The organism is Vibrio sp. 1180_3 (genome assembly GCF_029478545.1).
Taxonomy (GTDB): Bacteria; Pseudomonadota; Gammaproteobacteria; order Enterobacterales; family Vibrionaceae; genus Vibrio; species Vibrio aestuarianus.
This window is the reverse complement of record NZ_SJFM01000015.1, coordinates 77408-98673: the sequence shown is the minus strand read 5'-3', so window position 1 is coordinate 98673 and position 21266 is coordinate 77408. Positions and strand designations below refer to the sequence as shown.

General features: G+C 42.3%; 20 protein-coding genes. 5 read left to right on the top strand and 15 right to left on the bottom strand.

Features of this window, described 5'->3' with window-relative positions; translation table 11 throughout:
- Positions 1–97: 97 nt before the first annotated feature.
- Positions 98–259, bottom strand: a complete 162-nt coding sequence (locus EYW48_RS11300) for a hypothetical protein (protein ID WP_277432417.1) — start codon at positions 257–259, stop codon at positions 98–100.
- Between the two features lie 141 nt (positions 260–400).
- The gene (locus EYW48_RS11295; protein ID WP_277432416.1) at positions 401–1312 is read right to left on the bottom strand and encodes a retron St85 family effector protein; all 912 of its coding nucleotides are present in this window, start codon (positions 1310–1312) and stop codon (positions 401–403) included.
- Positions 1313–1562: 250 nt separating this feature from the next.
- Here EYW48_RS11295 and EYW48_RS11290 point away from each other — a divergent pair, with 250 nt between their 5' ends.
- Entirely contained in the window at positions 1563–2597 is a 1035-nt protein-coding gene (locus tag EYW48_RS11290) for a tyrosine-type recombinase/integrase (RefSeq protein ID WP_277432415.1), read from the top strand.
- Between the two features lie 123 nt (positions 2598–2720).
- Here the strand turns inward: EYW48_RS11290 and EYW48_RS11285 are convergent, their stop codons facing one another.
- The 6 genes from EYW48_RS11285 to EYW48_RS11260 all read right to left on the bottom strand — a co-directional run bounded on the left by EYW48_RS11285 (position 2721) and on the right by EYW48_RS11260 (position 7208).
- Positions 2721–3764: a GMP reductase gene (locus EYW48_RS11285; protein ID WP_261918441.1), complete on the bottom strand. Its 1044-nt coding sequence runs from the start codon at positions 3762–3764 to the stop codon at positions 2721–2723.
- Between the two features lie 513 nt (positions 3765–4277).
- The gene (locus EYW48_RS11280) at positions 4278–4718 is read right to left on the bottom strand and encodes a PAS domain-containing protein (RefSeq protein ID WP_053311120.1); all 441 of its coding nucleotides are present in this window, start codon (positions 4716–4718) and stop codon (positions 4278–4280) included.
- Between the two features lie 2 nt (positions 4719–4720).
- The gene (locus tag EYW48_RS11275) at positions 4721–5725 is read right to left on the bottom strand and encodes a response regulator (protein ID WP_171981641.1); all 1005 of its coding nucleotides are present in this window, start codon (positions 5723–5725) and stop codon (positions 4721–4723) included.
- 133 nt (positions 5726–5858) lie between these two features.
- Entirely contained in the window at positions 5859–6098 is a 240-nt protein-coding gene (locus EYW48_RS11270; protein ID WP_277432414.1) for a hypothetical protein, read from the bottom strand.
- 158 nt (positions 6099–6256) lie between these two features.
- A complete protein-coding gene (locus EYW48_RS11265; protein WP_176313319.1) occupies positions 6257–6613 on the bottom strand; it encodes an NADH:ubiquinone oxidoreductase in 357 nt (118 codons plus the stop codon).
- Positions 6614–6998: 385 nt separating this feature from the next.
- The gene (locus EYW48_RS11260; RefSeq protein ID WP_176313331.1) at positions 6999–7208 is read right to left on the bottom strand and encodes a ribosome alternative rescue factor ArfA; all 210 of its coding nucleotides are present in this window, start codon (positions 7206–7208) and stop codon (positions 6999–7001) included.
- Between the two features lie 399 nt (positions 7209–7607).
- Here EYW48_RS11260 and EYW48_RS11255 point away from each other — a divergent pair, with 399 nt between their 5' ends.
- The gene (locus EYW48_RS11255) at positions 7608–7817 is read left to right on the top strand and encodes a cold-shock protein (RefSeq protein WP_053311123.1); all 210 of its coding nucleotides are present in this window, start codon (positions 7608–7610) and stop codon (positions 7815–7817) included.
- A 72-nt stretch (positions 7818–7889) separates the two neighbouring features.
- Positions 7890–8432, top strand: a complete 543-nt coding sequence (locus EYW48_RS11250) for a YaeQ family protein (RefSeq protein ID WP_176313318.1) — start codon at positions 7890–7892, stop codon at positions 8430–8432.
- A gap of 66 nt (positions 8433–8498) precedes the next feature.
- Here EYW48_RS11250 and hmpA read toward each other — a convergent pair whose 3' ends face one another.
- Positions 8499–9677 (bottom strand): NO-inducible flavohemoprotein, encoded by a 1179-nt coding sequence (gene hmpA, locus EYW48_RS11245; protein ID WP_277432413.1) that lies wholly within the window; start codon positions 9675–9677, stop codon positions 8499–8501.
- A 208-nt stretch (positions 9678–9885) separates the two neighbouring features.
- Between hmpA and norR the strand changes: the two genes are divergently transcribed.
- Positions 9886–11472 carry a nitric oxide reductase transcriptional regulator NorR gene (gene norR, locus EYW48_RS11240; protein WP_274682000.1) on the top strand — a complete coding sequence of 529 codons (1587 nt, stop codon included), beginning with the start codon at positions 9886–9888 and terminating at the stop codon, positions 11470–11472.
- Between the two features lie 48 nt (positions 11473–11520).
- On the opposite strand, the gene EYW48_RS11235 is transcribed toward norR, so the two are convergent.
- The 4 genes from EYW48_RS11235 to EYW48_RS11220 form a co-directional block, all read right to left on the bottom strand.
- On the bottom strand, positions 11521–12390 hold the full coding sequence (locus EYW48_RS11235) for a mechanosensitive ion channel family protein (RefSeq protein ID WP_171980948.1): 870 nt from the start codon (positions 12388–12390) through the stop codon (positions 11521–11523).
- Positions 12391–12580: 190 nt separating this feature from the next.
- Entirely contained in the window at positions 12581–13816 is a 1236-nt protein-coding gene (gene pepT, locus EYW48_RS11230) for a peptidase T (RefSeq protein WP_171980947.1), read from the bottom strand.
- 203 nt (positions 13817–14019) lie between these two features.
- Entirely contained in the window at positions 14020–15228 is a 1209-nt protein-coding gene (locus EYW48_RS11225) for a NupC/NupG family nucleoside CNT transporter (protein WP_172532924.1), read from the bottom strand.
- A gap of 630 nt (positions 15229–15858) precedes the next feature.
- Entirely contained in the window at positions 15859–17676 is a 1818-nt protein-coding gene (locus tag EYW48_RS11220) for a hybrid-cluster NAD(P)-dependent oxidoreductase (protein ID WP_277432412.1), read from the bottom strand.
- Positions 17677–17907: 231 nt separating this feature from the next.
- Here EYW48_RS11220 and pyrC point away from each other — a divergent pair, with 231 nt between their 5' ends.
- Positions 17908–18936, top strand: coding sequence for a dihydroorotase (gene pyrC, locus EYW48_RS11215; protein WP_277432411.1), 1029 nt, complete (start codon positions 17908–17910; stop codon positions 18934–18936).
- Positions 18937–18998: 62 nt separating this feature from the next.
- On the opposite strand, the gene rlmC is transcribed toward pyrC, so the two are convergent.
- Both rlmC and EYW48_RS11205 read right to left on the bottom strand, forming a co-directional pair.
- Positions 18999–20150, bottom strand: a complete 1152-nt coding sequence (rlmC, locus tag EYW48_RS11210; RefSeq protein WP_274676126.1) for a 23S rRNA (uracil(747)-C(5))-methyltransferase RlmC — start codon at positions 20148–20150, stop codon at positions 18999–19001.
- 90 nt (positions 20151–20240) lie between these two features.
- Positions 20241–21152 (bottom strand): DUF808 domain-containing protein, encoded by a 912-nt coding sequence (locus EYW48_RS11205; RefSeq protein ID WP_277432410.1) that lies wholly within the window; start codon positions 21150–21152, stop codon positions 20241–20243.
- Between the last annotated feature and the right edge of the window lie 114 nt (positions 21153–21266).

Genomic DNA, 21266 nt, shown 5'->3' with positions numbered 1-21266 from the left:
TCACGCTCAATGTCGTGCATCTGTTCGAGTTGCAGTTTCTGTTGAGGAGTCAGTGTGATTTTCATGGTTTGTAGCATGATCCTGATTCTATTGAAAATCAAGCATCTTCAATGATCACGGGTATATATAGATGCTCAGTTCGATAAGCAAGGTACTTCATTTTGTCTTCTGACAAACGTACTTCTGAAGCTAAATCTTGAATGTTTTTAAGGGCAGGAAGCCCTAAAATTTTCAATCGATAAATATTATCTGAAGGCATATGGCGCATCACCTTTACGTCTTAAGTATCGGGGTAGATTATGCCTGGCTAGAAAAAGCTTTTCTAGCAAGGCAAAATTTACTTCGGCATTGTACTAGATTTATTGCAGGACAGCAGAAACACTATCCAGTAAGTCTAAACTTACTCGCTAAAGGTGAGCGCCGACTTGACTCTATCATAATTAACCTTTGAATTACTACGATTTTCTGCGTTTATCAGTTCAACTCTAGCTTGATCTAAATACGTAGACTTAAATGTTTTACTCACATATTCACTACCAAGAGCGGTTACTAAATAGCCCGTAGACGTCCTCGCAATGTACTGCTTCTGAGTTAAACGCCCCAAAGCAGATCGAGTAGCGATTTCACATAAACTATCACTACGTTCAGTCGCAAACTTCATTAACTTGTACAAGTTTGCATTATTTACACCATCCATGAGAAAGATACATGGAAGAATAAAATGTTCTGCTTCGAGTATGTTCGCCACATCTTTTGCAACAGGGTGGAGTTTACGGATACCAGTTATGTAATCATTAATACGTCTATAAATTTTAAACTTTTCATGCTTATCCACTAAATGTTCATAGTTTATATGAGTAACTTTTCCTGATTTCGAAGCTTTAACTAATCTATAAGGTCCATAGTTAATAAAACTCTTATTACTTTTATACTTTTTATTTGACACAACAATCATTTTTCTTGCGAGTTTTTCATTGTTGGAAAAAGCTCCTAACTCAGCAAATGAGCCCGGACTTTCTGGAAAAATCACAATTGAATCGACACTATCTGCCAGAATATTTTCTAGTGTGAGTAAACTATGCTGTCCATGTCCAGCTAATAAGTCATCAAAAAGGTCCTCCGGATACAAGAGCTCATACCGTGGGTATTCTTGAAATACTTTCGCCATTTTTGATCTAGCATAAGTATTATCTGAAACTTCACCACCACATAAAAAAACTGTAACTTTAGTCTCACTTCTCGGGACAAAGATAAGATTCTTAACAATCTTAGCTACGTCTTCTAGATCTGACTCTCGAAGAATTTTATCCATACCCACCTTCGGTTTTATTAATCGCGCGACCCAATAATAGCGAATTATCTTATCTTAAAAACGCTCTACTATTCTAGCTCCAGAACAAATAATAAGTATGTATCTTGATGATTAATCATATTATACCCATCAATAATTGGATCAGGCATAATACTATTTTACTCATGTGCCCTTTCTGAAATTTAAAACATTGCTCTACGTTTTAGAACAAAACACACTGTTTGTACATACAACATCATTAAGCTTTATCATGTCTATAAGAAACTTAAAAGATGGTTCGAAAAAGCCCTGGCAACTTGAAACATATCCAAATGGTCGGGACAAGAACCGCATTCGAAAACGCTTTACCACTAAAGGTGAAGCCGCTGCTTATGAACGTCATCTATTGCAGCAAACCGAAAGTAAACCTTGGCTTGGTGACAAACCCGATCACCGTCGGCTAACCGACCTAGTTACGACTTGGTATGATCACTATGGTCGAACACTGGTTAATGGTGATGTCATTGTTCAAAAGTTTCGTCACATGGTGAAAGCTATGGGCAACCCTGTGGCTTCGGTATTTACTGCCAAAAGCTATTCTGAATACAGAAGCCAGCGTATGGCTGGTTCGCTAATGTTTGTAGACGAAGAACGTTGGAACAGAGGTAAGCCAAGTATTTCAACTATGAATTCCGAGCTTGCTAGGTTTAAGGCTGTATTTAACAAGCTTAAAGAAATTGGCGAGTGGAAAGCCCCTAACCCTTTAGAAGACGTTAAGCCATTTAAAGACTCAGAAAGAGAAATGGCATTCTTAACAACCGACCAAATTGCTCTTTTACTCAACCTTGTTGGGCAACACGAGCGCGACGATATGCTTAGAATAGTAAAGTTGTGTCTCTCTACTGGGGCAAGATGGAACGAAGCTGCAAAGCTAAAGGGCTCTCAATTAACGCCATATAAAGTGACCTTCACTAAGACTAAAACCAAGAAGAATCGCTCTGTACCAATTTCTAATGAGTTGTACGAAGAGATCTATAAACCAATCTCAGGTGAATTGTTTGTGCAGTGCTACACGCCATTTTGCTACATTCTGAAAAAAAAACTCGGCATCAGTTTACCTTCCGGGCAAGCATCGCATGTTCTCCGCCACACGTTCGCTAGCCACTTTATGATGAATGGCGGGAATATACTGGTACTGCGGGATATACTTGGCCATGCCGATATCAGCATGACAATGCGATATGCGCACTTCGCTCCCGATCACCTCTCTGATGCGATCACCAAGAACCCATTGGCTGATTTATAGCGGTCACCTCAAATTTTTTTTGCGTGAGTGTCGCCACTTTGTCGCCACTTTCTATTTTTCAGCAATAAAAAAGGCCGCTAAAAGCGGCCCTAAACTATTCGTATTTTCCGAGGTATTAGAAACTTACTCTTTACCGAACAAGTTGTTCTCTTGTTCTCTCACGCGAATAAACGTCGTTCTCTTCGTTAGCTCTTTAAGCTTTGCAGCGCCTACATATGTACAGGTAGAACGCACGCCACCCAGCACATCTGAAATCGTATCGTGAACACTGCCACGGAATGGCAATAGCACGGTTTTTCCTTCAGCTGCACGGTATTTTGCAACACCACCAGAGTGCTTCGCCATGGCTGATTGTGAAGACATGCCGTAGAACTTCATGTAGCTTACGCCATCTTTTTCAATAACTTCACCGCCAGATTGCTCATGCCCTGCTAGCATACCGCCAAGCATAACGAAATCAGCACCGCCACCGAACGCTTTCGATACATCACCGGCGCAAGTACAACCACCGTCGCCAATAATGCAGCCACCTAAACCATGAGCTGCATCAGCACATTCAATGATCGCAGACAACTGTGGGTAGCCAACACCGGTCTTCACGCGAGTAGTACACACAGAACCAGGGCCAATTCCTACTTTAACAATATCTGCACCGGCAAGGATCAGTTCTTCAACCATATCCCCAGTTACAACATTACCTGCTGAGATCACTTTATCTGGGAATTGAGCACGAACACGTTGTACATAATCTACCAAGTGTTCTGAGTAACCGTTGGCAATATCGATACAGATGAAAATAAGGTCATCACTTAATGCCATGATGTCTTTAGTTTTTTGGAAATCATTATCCGAGGTTCCTGTTGATACCATCACATGCTTAAGCGTGGCTTGATCAGCACCTTTGACAAACTCAGCCCAGTCCTCAACAGAATAGTGTTTATGAACCGCTGTCATTACATCGTGTTCAGCCAACGCTTTTGCCATAGCAAAGCTACCAACAGAGTCCATGTTCGCAGCAATCACGGGCACGCCAGACCATTGACGCCCACTATGCTTGAATGTAAAATCGCGGGTTAAATTTACTTGAGAACGGCTTTTTAGTGTTGAACGCTTAGGGCGAAACAGTACATCTTTGAAACCTAACTTAAGTTCTTGTTCGATACGCATTGTGCATTTCCTTGATTCATAAACTGTGTGTCACTTTCGCAAAGTGCGTAGTAATCATGTTGGCAGACGAGATTACTGGCTTTCGGACACAAAAAAACCGGAGCGTTGGCAGACGCTCCGGTTTTCAGCATTATAGGTTGGGATTTCTTCTCGGCAAGTCTGATATTTTATTTTTTTTTATGGTACTATATCGAAACTTTCATATCCGGTAGATTTGAATACTCCCTAGCAAAAACCATAAAATATATCCCCTTATTTTTCATAAAGTTAAATAAAAAACTCACTCCACCATCGAATCCCACCAGCTAAGCAATCGATTACCAAACAGTATTCAACTAAAAATATGTGACCAATATCACCCCCAAATGGGATTTTAATAGACACTTTTAACGTTATTTTTTTCAAAAAATAGTATAAAAATTTAAAGCCCAGTCTAGAAAACGTACTAACACCCACCCATCCATTAATAACCCCCCATAAAACGCATTACTCATTCAACAAGGTTATAGTTAGTCAATGATTAACTTTCAATGACGCTAGTGCTTCTGCTGTTGCATCTTGTATCGAGAGAAAAAGAGAGTTGATTTTCCCTGTTGGTGTGCGCATAGGATTTAGTGTAATGCTCTGATACATAAATTCTGCTTGCTGGGTTACAGGGCGAACATTGCGACATTTAAATAAATAGGGGCGTTGCTGCCACGTGATAAAACTGCGACAACCAAGGTCATATACCGGTTTTGTTTTTAGTTTAAACCACTCACAGGGGATCTCTGGAAATAATTCAAATATCGATTTACCAATAGCATCATGAGACTGTACACCGCTGTGGTGTGTCATAAAGCCATTCCAGACTTGTACTTGATAATCTCGATCTATGACCACTAAGCCCATATCGACATTCTGTACCATGTCCACCATCCAGTGGAATTGCTCAAATTCAGCAGGAAGATTCATCGCTAAAAGTCCTCCATAAGATAAGCGAGTTTGTTGTCTAGCAGTGGAAGTGACTCATCGACAAACATAAACAATAAATCGCAACGAATCGATGTCTGATCAATATTATAACTGACTTCAAATGTCATAGTCTTCTTGAACGTTCCCGCGGTAGATTGGATGACTGAATCAATGGAGATATGCTGTCCAAGCAGCACAGGAGAACTTTGGAAGAATCGCACCTCTGATTGTTCGCCCAATCCATTTAAGAAAGAACCGACCAATATATTCGACACGTCCATTAACAATTCTAGCTCTTCAAGTTCTTCACTATCAGCAGGCACTTTCATTAATTTTTTGAGGTCAGAAACACTAGAATCACTAAGCAAAACTAATGCCTCACCAGCAATGCCTTCGCCACTAAACCCCTGACAAACACCTGATACCTGGTCATTTTCTGCTAAGTCACGTAATGCCATGTGCAATTCGCTGACTTCAAAAATATTGACGTTTGGCAACGGTAAATGGACAAAAACATCAAAATGTCGAGCTAATGCATCTGCGGCTCGTCCAATCGAAACGTTAGCGACTTCCATATAGATATCTCGTCGCTTCAATATCGGTAGATCAACAGAAACAGGGGTTACAATACGTGGCTGTGTTGCTGGCTCTACTAGCTCTCTCAATACATCATTAAGCGCATTTTTATCGATTGGCTTTTGGATAAAAGCGCGAGCGCCTAACGCCATAACTCGCTCTTTGGCTTTAGGCTGAATATCACCAGAAACAACCACGACTGGCGTTGTCATACCTCTGCGCTGCATTTCCTCAAGCGTGCCATAGCCATCGAGTTCTGGCATTGTTAAATCTAGGAACATTAATTTGAAGTCATGTTCTTCAAGATTCTTGATTCCATCTATACCATCTACTGCGAAGGTGATATCAGCGTTAAGAGACGCTGGGAGTGAACGCGCCATCTGCTTACGTGCTAATGCAGAGTCATCACAGATGAGTACGGGGAAAGACATGTAATCACCTTAATGTCTATTAATTCAATGAATAGAGTGTATACCTAAACCTTAGGTATATGCGAGTTGCGCAAAAATTTAATTCAAAATGAGGAAGTGTGCCGGTTGGAGCCTTAGGACAGAAACCACCACATTAAAGTGACGGCCACAGAGTCAGAATGATGATACGTAATACAACAGCAAAGACGATAAATGAAACACCCAATCGGTACCATTTATATTCTGCGATGGTCATCGGTATGCGTCGATAGAACATCGTCACCACCCCCTTCCAATCATGGCTGCGCTTGCCATACTGAGTGATACTGGTTAAAACAAAAATAATACCAAGCAGCAATATCCCTTTTTCCGCCCAGAACAATCCAACTTCCATTTAGCTTCCCTCACTCATTGGTAACTCACAATGATAATGAGTTTATACGTAAAACAACCAAAGCTCTGTTGGACAAAAGTCGAATAATGGCGATAAAAAAGGGCTTTACTGAAAAAGCCCTTGTTCTACATTGATACTCAAATCTTAAACAGTGACGATTATACCTGAGTAGAAAGCTTAGGTGTTGGCGTCTTTTTATCTCGATAGCTGAACCAAATATAAGTTACAACGATAGAGAAAAACATGTATGACAAAGCAAACACGATAGGAGACGTTATCAAATCAGCCGACACTCCCCACATTACACCCACAACAGTGACGGAAAGTTTGGCGAATAGGCCGCAAATTAATAGAAATAGCGCGAATTCTGGCACTCTAGTGCTTCTGAAGGCAAACCAGTAACAGGTGCCTATCGCTAAGGAAGATACATACAAGCCGAGTAAAAAGGAGTGGAAGTGTTCCGCAGAAGCAACACCTGCAGATACAGACGCTATCAAAATTAATATCAGTTTCATGCTATAAACCTCTTTTTAATAAAAAAGCATCCATTCATTTTTGAAATCTCATTTTGCGTATATTTTCCTCTATTCACCAATAATATCAAGTTCAAATATTGAACAATTTTGCTTGTGACGGGCGACAAAATACAATTGTTAATCAATAGTTAACGATCAAATGCACGCGAAATTAGGTATAACAATGCATTACATAGATAAAAGCATCAAAATGGAACAAATGGTAACAAACTATTAACCATTGAGATTTTTTCGCTAAAATTAGAATTTTGTGAGACAAACACATAAATAACAAAGTACATAATCAATCATTGATGTGTTCAACTGATTTGCGTTTTTCAGCGGGAGCGTGGAGCCGTAAGCAGAACCTTATTCAAAAATAACTTCAAGCAACTTTTGAGTAAAGCTCTCTACCCGAGTACTTTCCTTTACGGCTGTAGCTTCCTTTGCCTTTCTTCGCTTTTTCAACTCGCATTCTAAATAGCTGGCTTGTGACCACGGCTTTGAGCGCATTATCTTTAATCTGTCCACGGCCGAGCTCTGCGTCCGAAATTTGATTATCTTCAAAACATAACTGATTGGTTTTGCAACTCATTCGTTTGTTTTTTTTGTTTTCCATATTGCCTCCATTAAAGACAAAGAGTGAACGATAGTGGTGGCGATTTTGCTCTAAAAACCACCACTGTCAATCACAAATTTTGTTGCTGACGATTTGAATAATTGAGTCCATTTCAAATACGGTTGCAGTAAAATGCCAAATGGAGCATAAAACATGACTATTTTTTGGAAAGTTTTTCGAGATTTGTCTAGTTATGATTGACAAGATAAAAGTTTAAACTAGACTTTGCCGTAGCTAGAAAGCAGTTCGTTGTATACAAATACGTTTCGTTGGATTACTTGTAACTCCCCCGTCGTGTCGTACGCAATAGCAATCTACTTTTCCACGCTATCCGCGCCGTAATCGGCTGTAAAAATTTTTCATTAGGATATTAAAATGTCTAACACAGTTACTGGTACAGTAAAATGGTTCAACGAAACTAAAGGCTTCGGCTTCATTCAACAAGAAAACGGCCCAGACGTTTTCGCTCACTTCAGCGCAATCAAAGGTGACGGTTTCCGTACTCTTGCTGAAGGTCAAAAAGTTGAGTTTGAAGTATCTCAAGGTCAAAAAGGCCCTCAAGCTGACAACATCCGCCTAGTATAATTTCTTACTAAGTATTCTAATAGCCAGCATCTTGCTGGCTATTTTCGTTTTTGTCTCTCAGAAATCATTACCATGGCCCTCAAACCAACTATCTATAAATTTCGTATCTCGCTCACTGATATCAACCGTGATCACTATGATTCTCTCAATCTGACGATTGCTCAGCATCCTTCAGAAAATAACGAGCGTATGATCGCACGCATTTTGGCTTTTTGCCTCAATGCCACGCCAGAGTTGATGTTTACTAAAGGTTTATCATCCATCGAAGAACCCGATATCTGGCTAAAGTCTTTAGATGACCAAATCCAGTTATGGCTAGAAGTCGGTGAACCTGATGCCGATCGCGTCAAAAAAGCAACTCGCCTAGCCAAGCAAGTAAAAATCTATAGCTTCAACACTAAATCGAATGTTTGGTGGGAACAAAACAAAGGCAAATTTGGTTATCTCAACGTCGATGTTATTCGCTTTGAAGCAGAATCAATTGAAAAACTGGCATCAACTCTCACACGAGGAATGGAACTCTCTGTGATGATCAGCGGATCTTCCATTTTCGTCGATGGAGAAAACGGCTCACATGAAATTGTGTGGCAAGAATTACAAATTAAGAACGCTTGATGGCGTCTATTGACGCTCATTATCTGTGATATCAAGGCTCTTTCGAGCCTTGAACATTATGGTGATTTACAAGTTAGCGTGAGGGCCAAAAACTTCATAGTGAATACGAGATTTATCAACACCTAGGCTTTCTAACTGCTCAACAATAAACTGCATAAATCCAATTGGCCCACAAACATAGAAATCACCATTTCGTAGTGGCAACGGCACTTTATCCAACTGCATGTGCCCATTTCCTTCAGTCGATAAATCGCTATTTAGATACCAAACCTTTTGTTTCCAATCATTGGCCTCGATCAACTTTGCCGTCTCGCTAATAAACGAGTGTTGCTCAGGGCTGTTGCAAGCATGTAAATAGGTTACGTCACGCTTTTTGACCTGAGCAAAGTGTTGCAACATCGCTTGCATTGGCGTCGCGCCAATTCCCGCAGAAATCAACACCACAGGTGCTTCACGTTCTACGTAGAAAAAGTCTCCCGCTGGCGCATACAATTTCACACAATCTCCCACACACAATTCATCGTGCAAATAATTCGATACAATACCAGCATGTTGCGTATCAAAGCCTTCTCGCTTGACTGAAATTCGGTAGTTCTTACCATTTGATTTTTGTGACAACGAATACTGGCGGATTTCCTTATATTGAGATGACTCCGGTTTCACTTCTATACCTATGTACTGCCCCGCTTGGTAATCTAATACGCTTTCTTTATCGGTAGGGGCAAAGATAAAACTCGTCACCAATTCCGATTCTTTTACTTTCTCTTGAACGATAAACTCGCGTGCATTTTCCCAACCACCTAACGCTTGTTTACGTTGTAAGTACAACTCGCCTTCCCGAGAAATAAATACTTGAGCTAAAAACAGGTAGGCAGCAGTCCAAGCCTCTTCAACTTCACTCGTAAAAGCTTCACTGGCAAGTTCTCGTAATGTTTCGATCAGGTGAAGACCAACAATTTGGTAATGATCGGGTTGAATGTTAAAGCTGGTGTGCTTGTGGGCAATTCGCTCAACTGCGCTGGTCAGCACTGCTAGGTTATCAATGTTTTTTGCATAAGCGGCAATGGCCTCAAACAAAGCGACGCTCTGACGACCCGTTTGTTGATGCGACATATTAAAAATATCTTTTAGCTCAGGGTTATGTGAAAACATTCGTTCATAGAAATGTTTGGTTAAGGAAGGGCCTGCTGATTCAAGCAGTGGTATGGTACTTTTGATAATGCCGATGTGATGGTCGTTGAGCATGACTGAAATTCTCCTCAGATTTTATTTTTTGTTATTTATAAGATGATGTTTTTCACTTTCATCTAACTGCACAACACGTGCCAAATCATATATCATTGATTTTAATAAAAATAGCACCAAAAACCTTAAGCAAACAGGTCAATAAAACCCTTTTAAATAGGTCATATTGACACTACAATATCAGAAAAACATCACGAATATTATTTCTATGCAAGATATCTCTATCTCCACTCTAGTCGAAATGACGATTGGGTTAGCCAGTGGCTCAAATGATCACGATCGATTCAGTCGCTTACTTGATGCGATCCGCAAAACCATCCAGTGTGACTGTGTGGTACTCCTTTCTCGCCAAGGGGAGTTACTTATTCCTCTTGCTATGCAAGGTCTAACTAGAGATACATTAGGTCGCCGATTTTTAATCGAAGAGCATCCTCGTTTCACACAAATCTGCCAAGCCAAATCGCCGATAAGGTTTGATGCGCACTCTCCGCTACCAGATCCTTTTGATGGCCTGTTAATGGAGCATGATGGCGATCTACCGATGCATTCTTGCATGGGCTTACCACTACTCTTTGGCGACGAATTGCTAGGAATTCTGACGCTCGATAGCCTGACACCAAATGTGTTTGACCACATACCAACAAGAAGCCTTGAAGTGTTATCGGCTATTGCCGCCTCGACACTAAAAATGGCACTGACTTTTTCACAATTAGAAGCCCAAGCTAAACAATCTCAACAACGCTTCGAAGAACTCAATGAAGAAGTATGGGACAGAGACGGCGGTGAAATCATCGGTTCTAGTACGGCGATGCAAATAATGAAAGCCGACCTCGAAGTGGTTGCTCCTTCCAATTTCAACATTTTGATTCACGGCGAAACAGGGGTTGGTAAAGAATTAGTGGCGCGTACCATTCATCATCTTTCATCTCGAAAACGTCAGCCTTTGATCTACGTAAACTGCGCCGCTATTCCTGAAAACTTAGTAGAAAGTGAACTATTTGGCCATGTAAAAGGTGCATTTACGGGTGCAGATCGACATCGTTTAGGCAAATTTGCCTTAGCTGATGGTGGTACCCTGTTTTTAGATGAGATCGGCGAACTTCCACTTACCGCGCAAAGCAAGATCCTAAGAGCGTTACAAAATAATGAGATTCAACCGGTCGGAAAAGATCACGTACAAACCATTGATGTACGAATATTGGCTGCGACAAACCGAGATCTAAAAGTAGAAGTCGAAGCCGGACGCTTTCGTGCTGACCTTTATCATAGGCTCAGTGTTTACCCAATCCATGTGCCATCGCTGCGCGAACGCGATGGAGATGTCACATTACTCGCCGGTTATTTCTTAGAGCAGGCTCGACGAAAACTTGGCATTGTACAACTTAAAATTGACCCGCTGGCTTTGGAGTCGCTGCTGCATTACTTCTGGCCGGGTAATGTCCGAGAGCTTGAGCATGTTATTAATCGTGCAGCACTAAAAGCTCGTGCTAAGAAAACTGCATCTAACCTAGTTACTGTAACCTGCCACGATATTGGTGAACTGGATAATGGCATCTCGTTCAACACTTCAAATGAACAAATATCGCAGACAGAAGAGGCCAACATTAACTGGCGCATAGGCTTACGTGAAGCCACAGATGAATTCCAAAGAAAGGTAATCAGTGAAGCGTTAACCCGAGCCGATTTTAACTGGGCAGAAGCCGGAAGACAGCTACAAATCGACCGAGCTAATTTAACTCGACTCGCAAAAAGACTTGGTATCTCAGTGACCAAAACACATTCAATTAAACATTAAATAAAGCGAGTCATATGACTCGCTTCAATCGATACAATTATGGTGTGGTTAATTCACCAGTGTATTAGCCGCGCCATTCAATTCACGAGGAAAAGCTTTTTCGTACTCTTGCATGAAGTCTTCACGGATCAACTGCTCAAGATGGTTAGCTCTTTCGGTTGGGCAGAAAATCATAAAGTGAACGACTTGTTCACCTGCAGCAGTGCTGCTGATCTGAATATGGGGCTCTGCATTGGGCAAATCCACACCCGCGTGTTTTTCGATCATATTATTGTAGCGCCGTGCAACATCAATAAAATGAGCAAAATGCGCTTCGATCCTCTCATGCATGATTGGCAGTAGCGGAAACAAGTTAGCGAAGTTTGGCACCACAATCGAGAAATTATGAAACACATAACGCTTCATAAAATTAAGGTTTTTGACTGGGAAAGTAAAAAACATGCTATTAGGAAGAGTCGCAGTTTTGCCCGTATAGTGATATTGACCATGGTTAAGGTCAATTTCTTGAATCACCGTTGCCATTAAGTTGTGCTCGATCACCTCACCACTTAATTTTCCCACTTCAATCCAATCCCCAATACGAAATGAGCGAGAACTCGCACGCTGAATTGAGCCTGTAAAACAGAGAATAATCTCTTTCGATGCCACAACAATCGCAACTGCAATAGCGGTCACTGACAATGCAAATTCGTTGATCTCGGACTGCCATAACACAAACAAGATGACGATCGTCAAACCAAATATTCCATTCTTGGTTCGTGACATCCATTTACGTTGTTTCTCTGTAATGAAAGCGACATCACCTCGAATCTGTGATAGCACCAAACGACGAATCAAAATGATCAGCACCATTATTAACGTGGTGAATATCAATTTATGCGTGAGAAGAAAGTCCCAAACCGCGACTGCTTTCTCCATACTAATCCCCTTCATTACTGTATCGAACGACGACCATCTGTTGGCGTTATTTCGCTTATTATTGATTTACATTGTAACTGAATGAAAGGCTAAAAAAGGATATGGGCACAATTAATATGCGCCCTGTCAAAGCTTTGTAATGGAATACCCCTCTTTAATGCTCGTTCGGAAACGCTAAAGAGGGTATGTTTTAATTTGGTTGACTGGTTAGTGCTGTTTTTTCCGACAGTTTAACGATCACATTAACCGCCTTTTCCATTCCTTCTACGCTGATAAATTCATGGATGCCGTGGAAATTATAGCCACCAGTAAAGATGTTCGGACATGGTAGTCCCATAAATGAGAGTCTTGCGCCATCAGTACCGCCACGGATTGGTTTAATCAATGGTTCAATATCGCACTCAATCATCGCTTGTTTTGCAAGTTCAATCACTTGTGGATGAGGCTCGACCATCTCTTTCATGTTGAAATAGCTGTCCGTTAACACCAGTTCAACACGACCTTTTTCAAGACGAGCATTCAGTTCTGCTACTTTTTGTTGCATGAATGTTTTACGAGCATCCAAACCTTCACGGTCGAAGTCTCGAATAATATAACCCAACTCTGAACGAGCAACACTCATCTCCGCTGATTTCAGATGGTAAAAACCTTGGTAACCTTCGGTTGTTTCTGGTGTTTCATCCATTGGCATCATCAACTGAAATTGCGCAGCAATGTTCATCGAATTGACCATTTTGTCTTTTGCAGTTCCCGGATGCACATTAATACCGTGACAAATCACATCGGCACTGGTTGCATTAAAGTTTTCGTATTCAAGCTCACCAACTGGCCCACCATCAATGGTGTAAGCCCATTGCGCCCCAAATTTTTCCACATTAAATAAATCAGCACCGCGACCAATTTCTTCGTCTGGTGTAAAACCAATACAAATATCACCATGAACAATACTCGGATCCGCAATCAACACCTCTAGCGCGGTCATAATTTCGGCAATACCGGCTTTATTGTCTGCGCCAAGCAGTGTGGTGCCATCGGTCGTAATTAAGTTATGACCATGCAATTGGTGCAAGTCTGGGTACTGAATAGGCGACAACACTTCATCACCTTTTCCAAGCGCGATATCGCCACCTTGATAATTTTCAACAAGTTGTGGTTTAACATTTTTTCCAGAAGCATCAGGAGCAGTGTCCATATGCGCAATAAAACCAATGGCAGGAACGGGATAATCCACGTTTGATTCTAACTTAGCCATCACATAGCCGTGATCGTCTACACTCACTTCAGTTAGACCTAAATCTATCAACTCATCACACAACTTATGAGCGAAAGGCTTTTGACCTGACGAGCTTGGACATTGTGAATTGGCAGGATTTGATTGTGTATCAAAAGCAACATAACGCAGAAAACGGTCGACAAGATTTTCCATAGCAAATACTCAAGAAGTGAAAACATCCGCGTATTTCAATAATGATATACGCAGTTAATTGCACCCTATACTACGCGCTCATTTGAAACAGTATTTGCTATAAATCAGTTTTTTTACGATTACTGCGTTGTACAACACAGCCCAAATAACAGTTGATAAAAAATGCCCACCGAAGCAGGCATTCACATAACGAGAATGTATTTTTACAATAAAATGAACATACTGGCTAAACACGCACTCATTAAGTTTGCCAATGTGCCCGCAGCAACCGCTTTAATCCCTAAGTTTGCCACTTCTGCACGACGTTCCGGTGCAATCACACCGATGGAACCCAATTGAATCGCGATCGATCCTATGTTGGCAAACCCACACAATGCGAAAGTAACAATGACTTGCGTATGTTCGGACAACAAGGCCTTATGCTCAACAAAATCGATAAACGCGACAAATTCGTTCATCACCACTTTTTGACCAATATAAGAACCCGCCATTAATACTTCGTTACTTGGCACACCAATAACCCATGCTAACGGCGAAAATAGATAGCCAAATAACACTTGTAAGGTAATGCCGCTAAAGCCAAAGAGTTCACCGAAGCTTTCTAACCCTGTATTGACCATTGCAATGACACTCACAAAAGCGACCAGCATGGTTCCAACCGCTACTGCCACTTTCATTCCGTTCATTGCACCGCTTGCAAGCGCATCGATAACATTACTGTCTTGCGCTTTATCCATCTCTATATTCGATTGGTCAAGAGGAACATCACGCTCAGGAACAATGATTTTCGCCATCATCAAACTGCCAGGAGCAGCCATGAAACTTGCGGCGATTAGGTACTTAAGTTCAACCCCTAAACCCGCATACCCCCCCAACACGCTACCAGCAACCGATGCCATACCGCCAGCCATCACAGCAAACAATTCCGAACGGGTCATACGCGATAAAAATGGGCGAACGAGTAACGGGGATTCGCCTTGTGAAAGGAATATATTGCCTGTAGCAACTAAAGATTCCGCTTTGCTCGTACCTAAAAATTTTTGGATACCACCACCAATGAACTCGATGACTTTTTGCATGATACCAAGATAGTAAAGGGCTGAGATAAGAGCGCTGAAGAAAATGATAATGGGCAGAACACGAACCGCAAAAATAAACCCAGAATTAGCTAAATCACCAAACAAAAAACTGATCCCTGCGTCTGCAAATCCCAACAAGCTAGCAACACCATTACTCATACTTGCTAATGCAGTTTGTCCCCACGGGAAATAAAGAACCAAAGCAGCAAAGCCCACTTGCAGCAATAAAGCACGTAAAACGGTTTTCCAATTAATGGAAGATCGGCTCTCAGATAACAGATACGCGCAAGCCATCAGCACAATCACGCCGACAAGACCAAAAAGAATATTCATTGTATTTACCTAGTGTGAAATTGGGAGATAAGGGCAGGACCAAATAACTTGGCAAAGGATGAATCATGACTCTCGTTCACTACAAAGAAGTAGGGAAAAGAGTGGCTGGTAAAAACATTGTTCATTTTAAATAACCTTATACAAGCAGAGAAACTTAGCTGGTCCAGTCCTTGGGGTCATTCACATATCCATGTGACGGCTTGTATGGGTTGAGCACCGGCTCATAACCGGGCGGAAAGTATAAACAACAAAATGAGAGTTTCATCACATATTTTTACGCAAACGTTCAAGCGTTTATTTATTCGTCGATCAAGCTCAAAAAACTTAATCTAAGGTAGGTTTAAGGATAAAACCGCACTAAATAAATTGGAATGAGCTTCACACATTGACGCGAAATTCACTGAGTGTTCGGCAATTAATTCGTACTTATCCGATTTTGTGACTAACTTTATTTAGGTCTCCTAACATGCTCTAAATAAAAATCACTAGCAACGTCGCGCCTCTTGTGGTCATTTGACCCAAGAGGCATTTTTATAAATCAAGTTGGTTAGGCGTATTCATACCAAACGACGTAGCGTTGCAGATAAGCGAACGTAGGTAATACCGCAGCTACTGCAAGCAGCAAAAGGGTTAGTTTACGACTTCCAAATCAGTTTCAGGCACACAGCAGCACGCTAACGCGATGCCCATATGACGTTCATGATCTTGTAATGCTGGTACTTCTGGCTGATGCACTTTGCCTGACTCAACCGTTACCTTACAGGCTCCACAAAAACCAGCTCGACAGCTATTCGCAATTGGGATACCGGCCGCTTCGGCTTGCTCAAGCAGAGTCGTTTGGTTGTTGCCTTCAAACAGATTGCCATTAACACTTAGCTGCAACGTTTTAAATTCAGCCGTCACCTTTTGCGCCACACCAAATGCTTCTTGGTGATAAGACTCTTCCGCTACCCCTCTCTTCAATAACAAGTTTTTCGCTTTTTGCATAAAACCATCCGGCCCACACACAAATACCTGACGCTCAGCCACATCTTTGAGCTGCTTGATATGAGATAAAGAGAGTCGTCCTTTTAACCCAAACCAATCTTGCGGGGCTTGGGTCAATGAAAGGAGTACTTTTAGTCCATCATGTTGTTGGTTCAATAACTCGAGCTCTTCGCGGCATGGAATATCTTCAACACTACGACATTGATGATAAAAGACTACATCTTGAATTTTTTGATGATCCGCAAGGTAACGCAACATGGAAAGCATTGGCGTAACACCACTTCCTGCGGAAAGCAGTAATAATGGCTGCTGTTGATGGCCAGATAAATGAAATGATCCATCTGGATACTGGGTGCTTAGCGTACTACCCACTTGTAAATGATCAATCAACCAATTAGAAACTCGTCCACCATCAATACGCTTCACAGAGATAGCTAAGCGCCCGGGACGCGATGGACTAGAAGACAACGTATAGCGTCGTGCCACATTTTCACCATCAATCACCACTTCGATCGGTAAATGCTGACCGGGTTGATAATGAGGAACATCACCCTGCTTAGGCTCAAGCCAGAAGGTTATGAAGTCACGGGCGATCTCTTCACGCTCAACACATGTCATAAGATGATGAGTCATACCGTGATCGAGATAAATTTCTTTTTCTTTATATTCAAGTACTTCAACAGTATCACCAACCCGAACCATCCCCTCATTTTTCGCCACTAAATTTTGGCCAAAAAACACGCCACCGCGTTCATTGGCACGAAATTGAGATAAGGTTCTGAGCGGCTCTTTGGTTGGTCGGAATTCACCCTTATTGACATCAACTGTCGTCAAAATACATCGTTCACAAGGCTTTACGGATTCAAATTCAACATCTCCGATACGAATTCGTTTCCATCCATCTTCCGCAAACGGCTCATTGGCCGTCACCACGAGGTTAGTCCGAAATTGATCCATACTATGCTGTTCGGGGCTACGACGGTTTAGCTCATCCAATGATGCTTGGCTAATCACCAAAACTGGATAACCGTCAGCAAAACTGACGTTATGGCCAATTTTTTCTCGTACTCGATTAGACTGTTCACCAGTAAACAACAACTCTACTCGCTGGCCTAAAGCCTCACTAAACCAATCGTCGGCATCGTCGGTAGTGGTATAAGCAGTAAAGTTATCGCTCCACACCTGCGCTGAAGCAGGCTGCATTTTAAAGTCTACGTAACGCAGCTTTAACGGAGATTGGTTAGCCGCAGTAAAAATCAAACCATCAGCCACCAGCGTTGAACTGATTTTTACCATACTCGGATATTTGCGAGCGGTGACCATTGAGCCGTCAGCCAATGCCACCATGAAACGTCGATCGAAAGCGAGACCTTGCTTTTCAACCCAAGCGGTTGATTGCGAAATTCCAGCCACCGATTTAACAGGGTAGATATTGATTTGAGAGAGTTGCGCTGACGACATGGCTGATCCTTATACGTTTTTTATTTCTATTTTATGCGGTGATGATAATGCAAAACCGTCAACGTGACTAACTCTACTAAAGAGATGTGATTCCTCTGGCTGGAAATAAAAAGATGAAATCCCTCCCCTTTTCCTCTATCATCCTGTCGCCTAAACGTAAGCGATTGCGCGCACAGTAATGAAGAATATGTTTAGGCTCCAATCAACCAATTTTTCCGGTGGGAGCATTCAATGAAAACAATTACGATCACTCGTCCTGATGACTGGCATGTACACTTACGTGATGGTGATGTACTGACAGATACCGTTCGAGATATCAGCCGTTACAATGGCCGCGCACTGATAATGCCAAATACCGTCCCACCAATTACTACCACTGAATTAGCGTTATCCTACCAAGAACGCATTATGGCGCAAAAACCACGCGATTCTTTCAAACCACTGATGGCGCTTTATCTCACCGATAACACCACTCCCGATGAAATCCGTAAAGCGAAAGCCTCCGGTGCCATTGTCGCCGCTAAACTCTACCCTGCAGGTGCTACGACAAACTCAGACTCTGGTGTCACTTGTGCGAAAAACATTTATCCGGTGTTAGAAGCGATGCAAGATGTTGGCATGCTATTACTGAACCATGGAGAAGTGACAGCTCACGATGTGGATATTTTTGACCGAGAAAAAGCCTTCCTCGATACAGTTCTTGCTCCTATCGTTAATGATTTCCCTAAGCTCAAAATTGTGTTGGAACATATCACGACTGCCGAAGCGGTAGAGTTTGTGAAAAATGCGAACGACAATGTGGCAGCAACGATCACCGCGCACCATCTAATGTATAACCGCAATCACATGCTTGCCGGTGGTATTCGTCCTCATTTCTACTGCTTACCGATTTTAAAACGTAATACTCACCAGCTTGCATTAATTCAAGCAGCAACATCTGGCAGTAAGAAATTTTTCCTTGGTACCGATTCAGCGCCACATGCAAAAGGCAAAAAAGAAGCGGCTTGTGGTTGCGCAGGTTCCTATACTGCCCACGCTGCACTTGAGCTCTATGCGGAAGTTTTTGAGCAAGTGAATCAGCTTGGTCATCTTGAGGCGTTTGCCAGCCATAATGGCCCTGATTTTTACGGCCTACCACGCAATAGCGATACCGTAACGCTAGTCAACGAACCATGGTCTGTGGCTGACAGCATGCCTTTTGGCTCAGACACTGTAGTGCCGATTCGAGGCGGTGAAACCGTCGCATGGACGGTTAAATAACATTACAAAGACGAAAAAGGGAAGCAACAGCTTCCCTTTTCTCTACCACTTTGCCTCGACGATCAGGCTGTGAGTTTAGGTTGAGACTCAAGTAACACCATCACTTCACTGTGGTCGGTATGTGGAAACATATCAAACCATTGCAATTTTTTTGGCACATAATCAGGCATGCCCTGCATATCCGCTAATAACGTCTCCGGGTTACAGCTTGAGTAGATAATATGTTTTGGTGATAAAGCAACCAACTGCTCAACTAATTGTATTCCTAAGCCACGCCGTGGAGGGTTAACCAACACCAATTCTGGCGCGTGTGATTGAGTTAATGAATACTGCGCTGAGTCCAGTGCTGCAAAATCTAAATTGGTGACCCCCATTGCCTGCGCCGAACGCTTGGCACTGGCTATCGCTTCTGGTTCTATCTCAATTCCAGTAACAGCCGTCTCGGAACTCGCGCAGTGCAGGGCAAACCCACCCACACCACAAAAGAGATCCCACATGTAGGCGGGTTTAATGTCCCTAACCCACTCCCTTGCCGTTGCGTACAATTGCTCAGCAACCTGCGGATTAGTTTGAAAAAAGCTCTTGGGACGAATTACCATTGGGACCTGGTTAAATTGCTCAACAAGGTGCTCACTAGCTGTCAAAAAGATCTCTTCTTCACCTTCAAGTCGCGCCATATGGATCGGTTGAAAATTGACCGAAACCACTTTCACTGATGGAAAATCAGCGATAAGGCGCGCTAAGTTATTCTCAATTCGTGCCATCGCAGTTCGACTTCGAAGCACAAAACGCAGCATAAATTCACCGCAGTGTGCGCTACGAGTTAACAAGACGAATTTCAGCTCTCCTTTCTTCTTTGTTTTATTGTAAGGAGGGATACCCGATGTTCGAATCCAGTCTTGCAAGTACACCAATAAGGCTTGCATATCTTGAGGATAAAGCGGGCAATTAACCAGTGAAACGGGGATTAGCTCACCTTTGGATAACGTTTCTACACCGAGAATCGGCGCATGCGCGGCGCCAAGCACAACCATTTTCGCTTTATTACGAAAAGCTGTGTCTTGGCTCGTGACAGGTTCAAGCCATTGCTCTGGCATGTTTGCAGAAAATAATGATTTCAGTGCGAAATCTTTGTTAGCAATTTGAGTGGCGTAAGGCAGCGGACAATAAGTGCAAGAGCGGCACTGGTGCTGATTATAGAATTCACACTGCATGGTAGTGATTGCCAAAAAAAGAAAAACGCTAGTTTATTCATCTAATAGCAAATCACCATTTAGGTTCATTATCTTCACCACAAAAATATTTTAGCGTGAAGGTCTTAATTGGTTGGCAATACTCCACACCACAACCACCGCTAAACCCGCCAACAAACCGACAACGCCATTCAGCACTACTGGGACAATTGCGGTTAATAAAGAAATATTGGGTAATGCAGAAACTATCGGTTCCAGCGCATGGTGCACCCACGGCACATTGTGCACCACAATACCACCACCGACTAAAAACATCGCGGCAGTTCCAACAATGGTCAGTCCTTTCATTAGTTTTGGTGCAAAACTAATTAACCCTTTGCCAAGACGAAACTTTAACCCGCTACCGTTTGAAATGCGTTCTAAATAAAACCCCAAGTCATCAAGCTTAACGATGGCAGCAACCAGCCCATACACGCCGATTGTCATGATGACGGCAATTAAGCTCACCACTAAGATCTGAGTGATCATATCGTGCCCTTGTACTGTACCCAGCGCTATCACGATGATCTCAGCCGACAAGATGAAGTCCGTACGAATTGCACCAGCGATTTTTCGTTTCTCATACTCTTCAATGGAGGTGCTACCCAATTCCGCCTCATCAGAACTTGGCTGATGACTGTGATGGGAATGAAAAAACGTCTCCAAAATCTTTTCAGCACCTTCAAAGCAGAGAAACAGCCCACCCAATAACAGCAAGGGCATAATTAGCCACGGGATTAACGAGCTCATCAACAGTGCCGCGGGAACCAATATCAGCTTGTTGCGAAATGAACCTTTTGCAACCGCCCATACAACGGGTATTTCACGTTCAGCCGATACACCAGATACTTGCTGGGCATTTAATGCTAAATCGTCACCTAATACGCCCGCCGTTTTCTTCGCGGCCATTTTTGACATCAGCGCCACGTCGTCCAATACGGTAGCAATATCATCCAACAAGGTTAATAAACTTGCGCCTGCCATGTTTTGTTCTCACTTAATGCTATGAAGTAACGAAATGTAACACCAATATAAGGGCGTGATAAACCATAACAATGCAAAAAATTGCACATTCAGCACCAGTCCAGAAATCGTTGA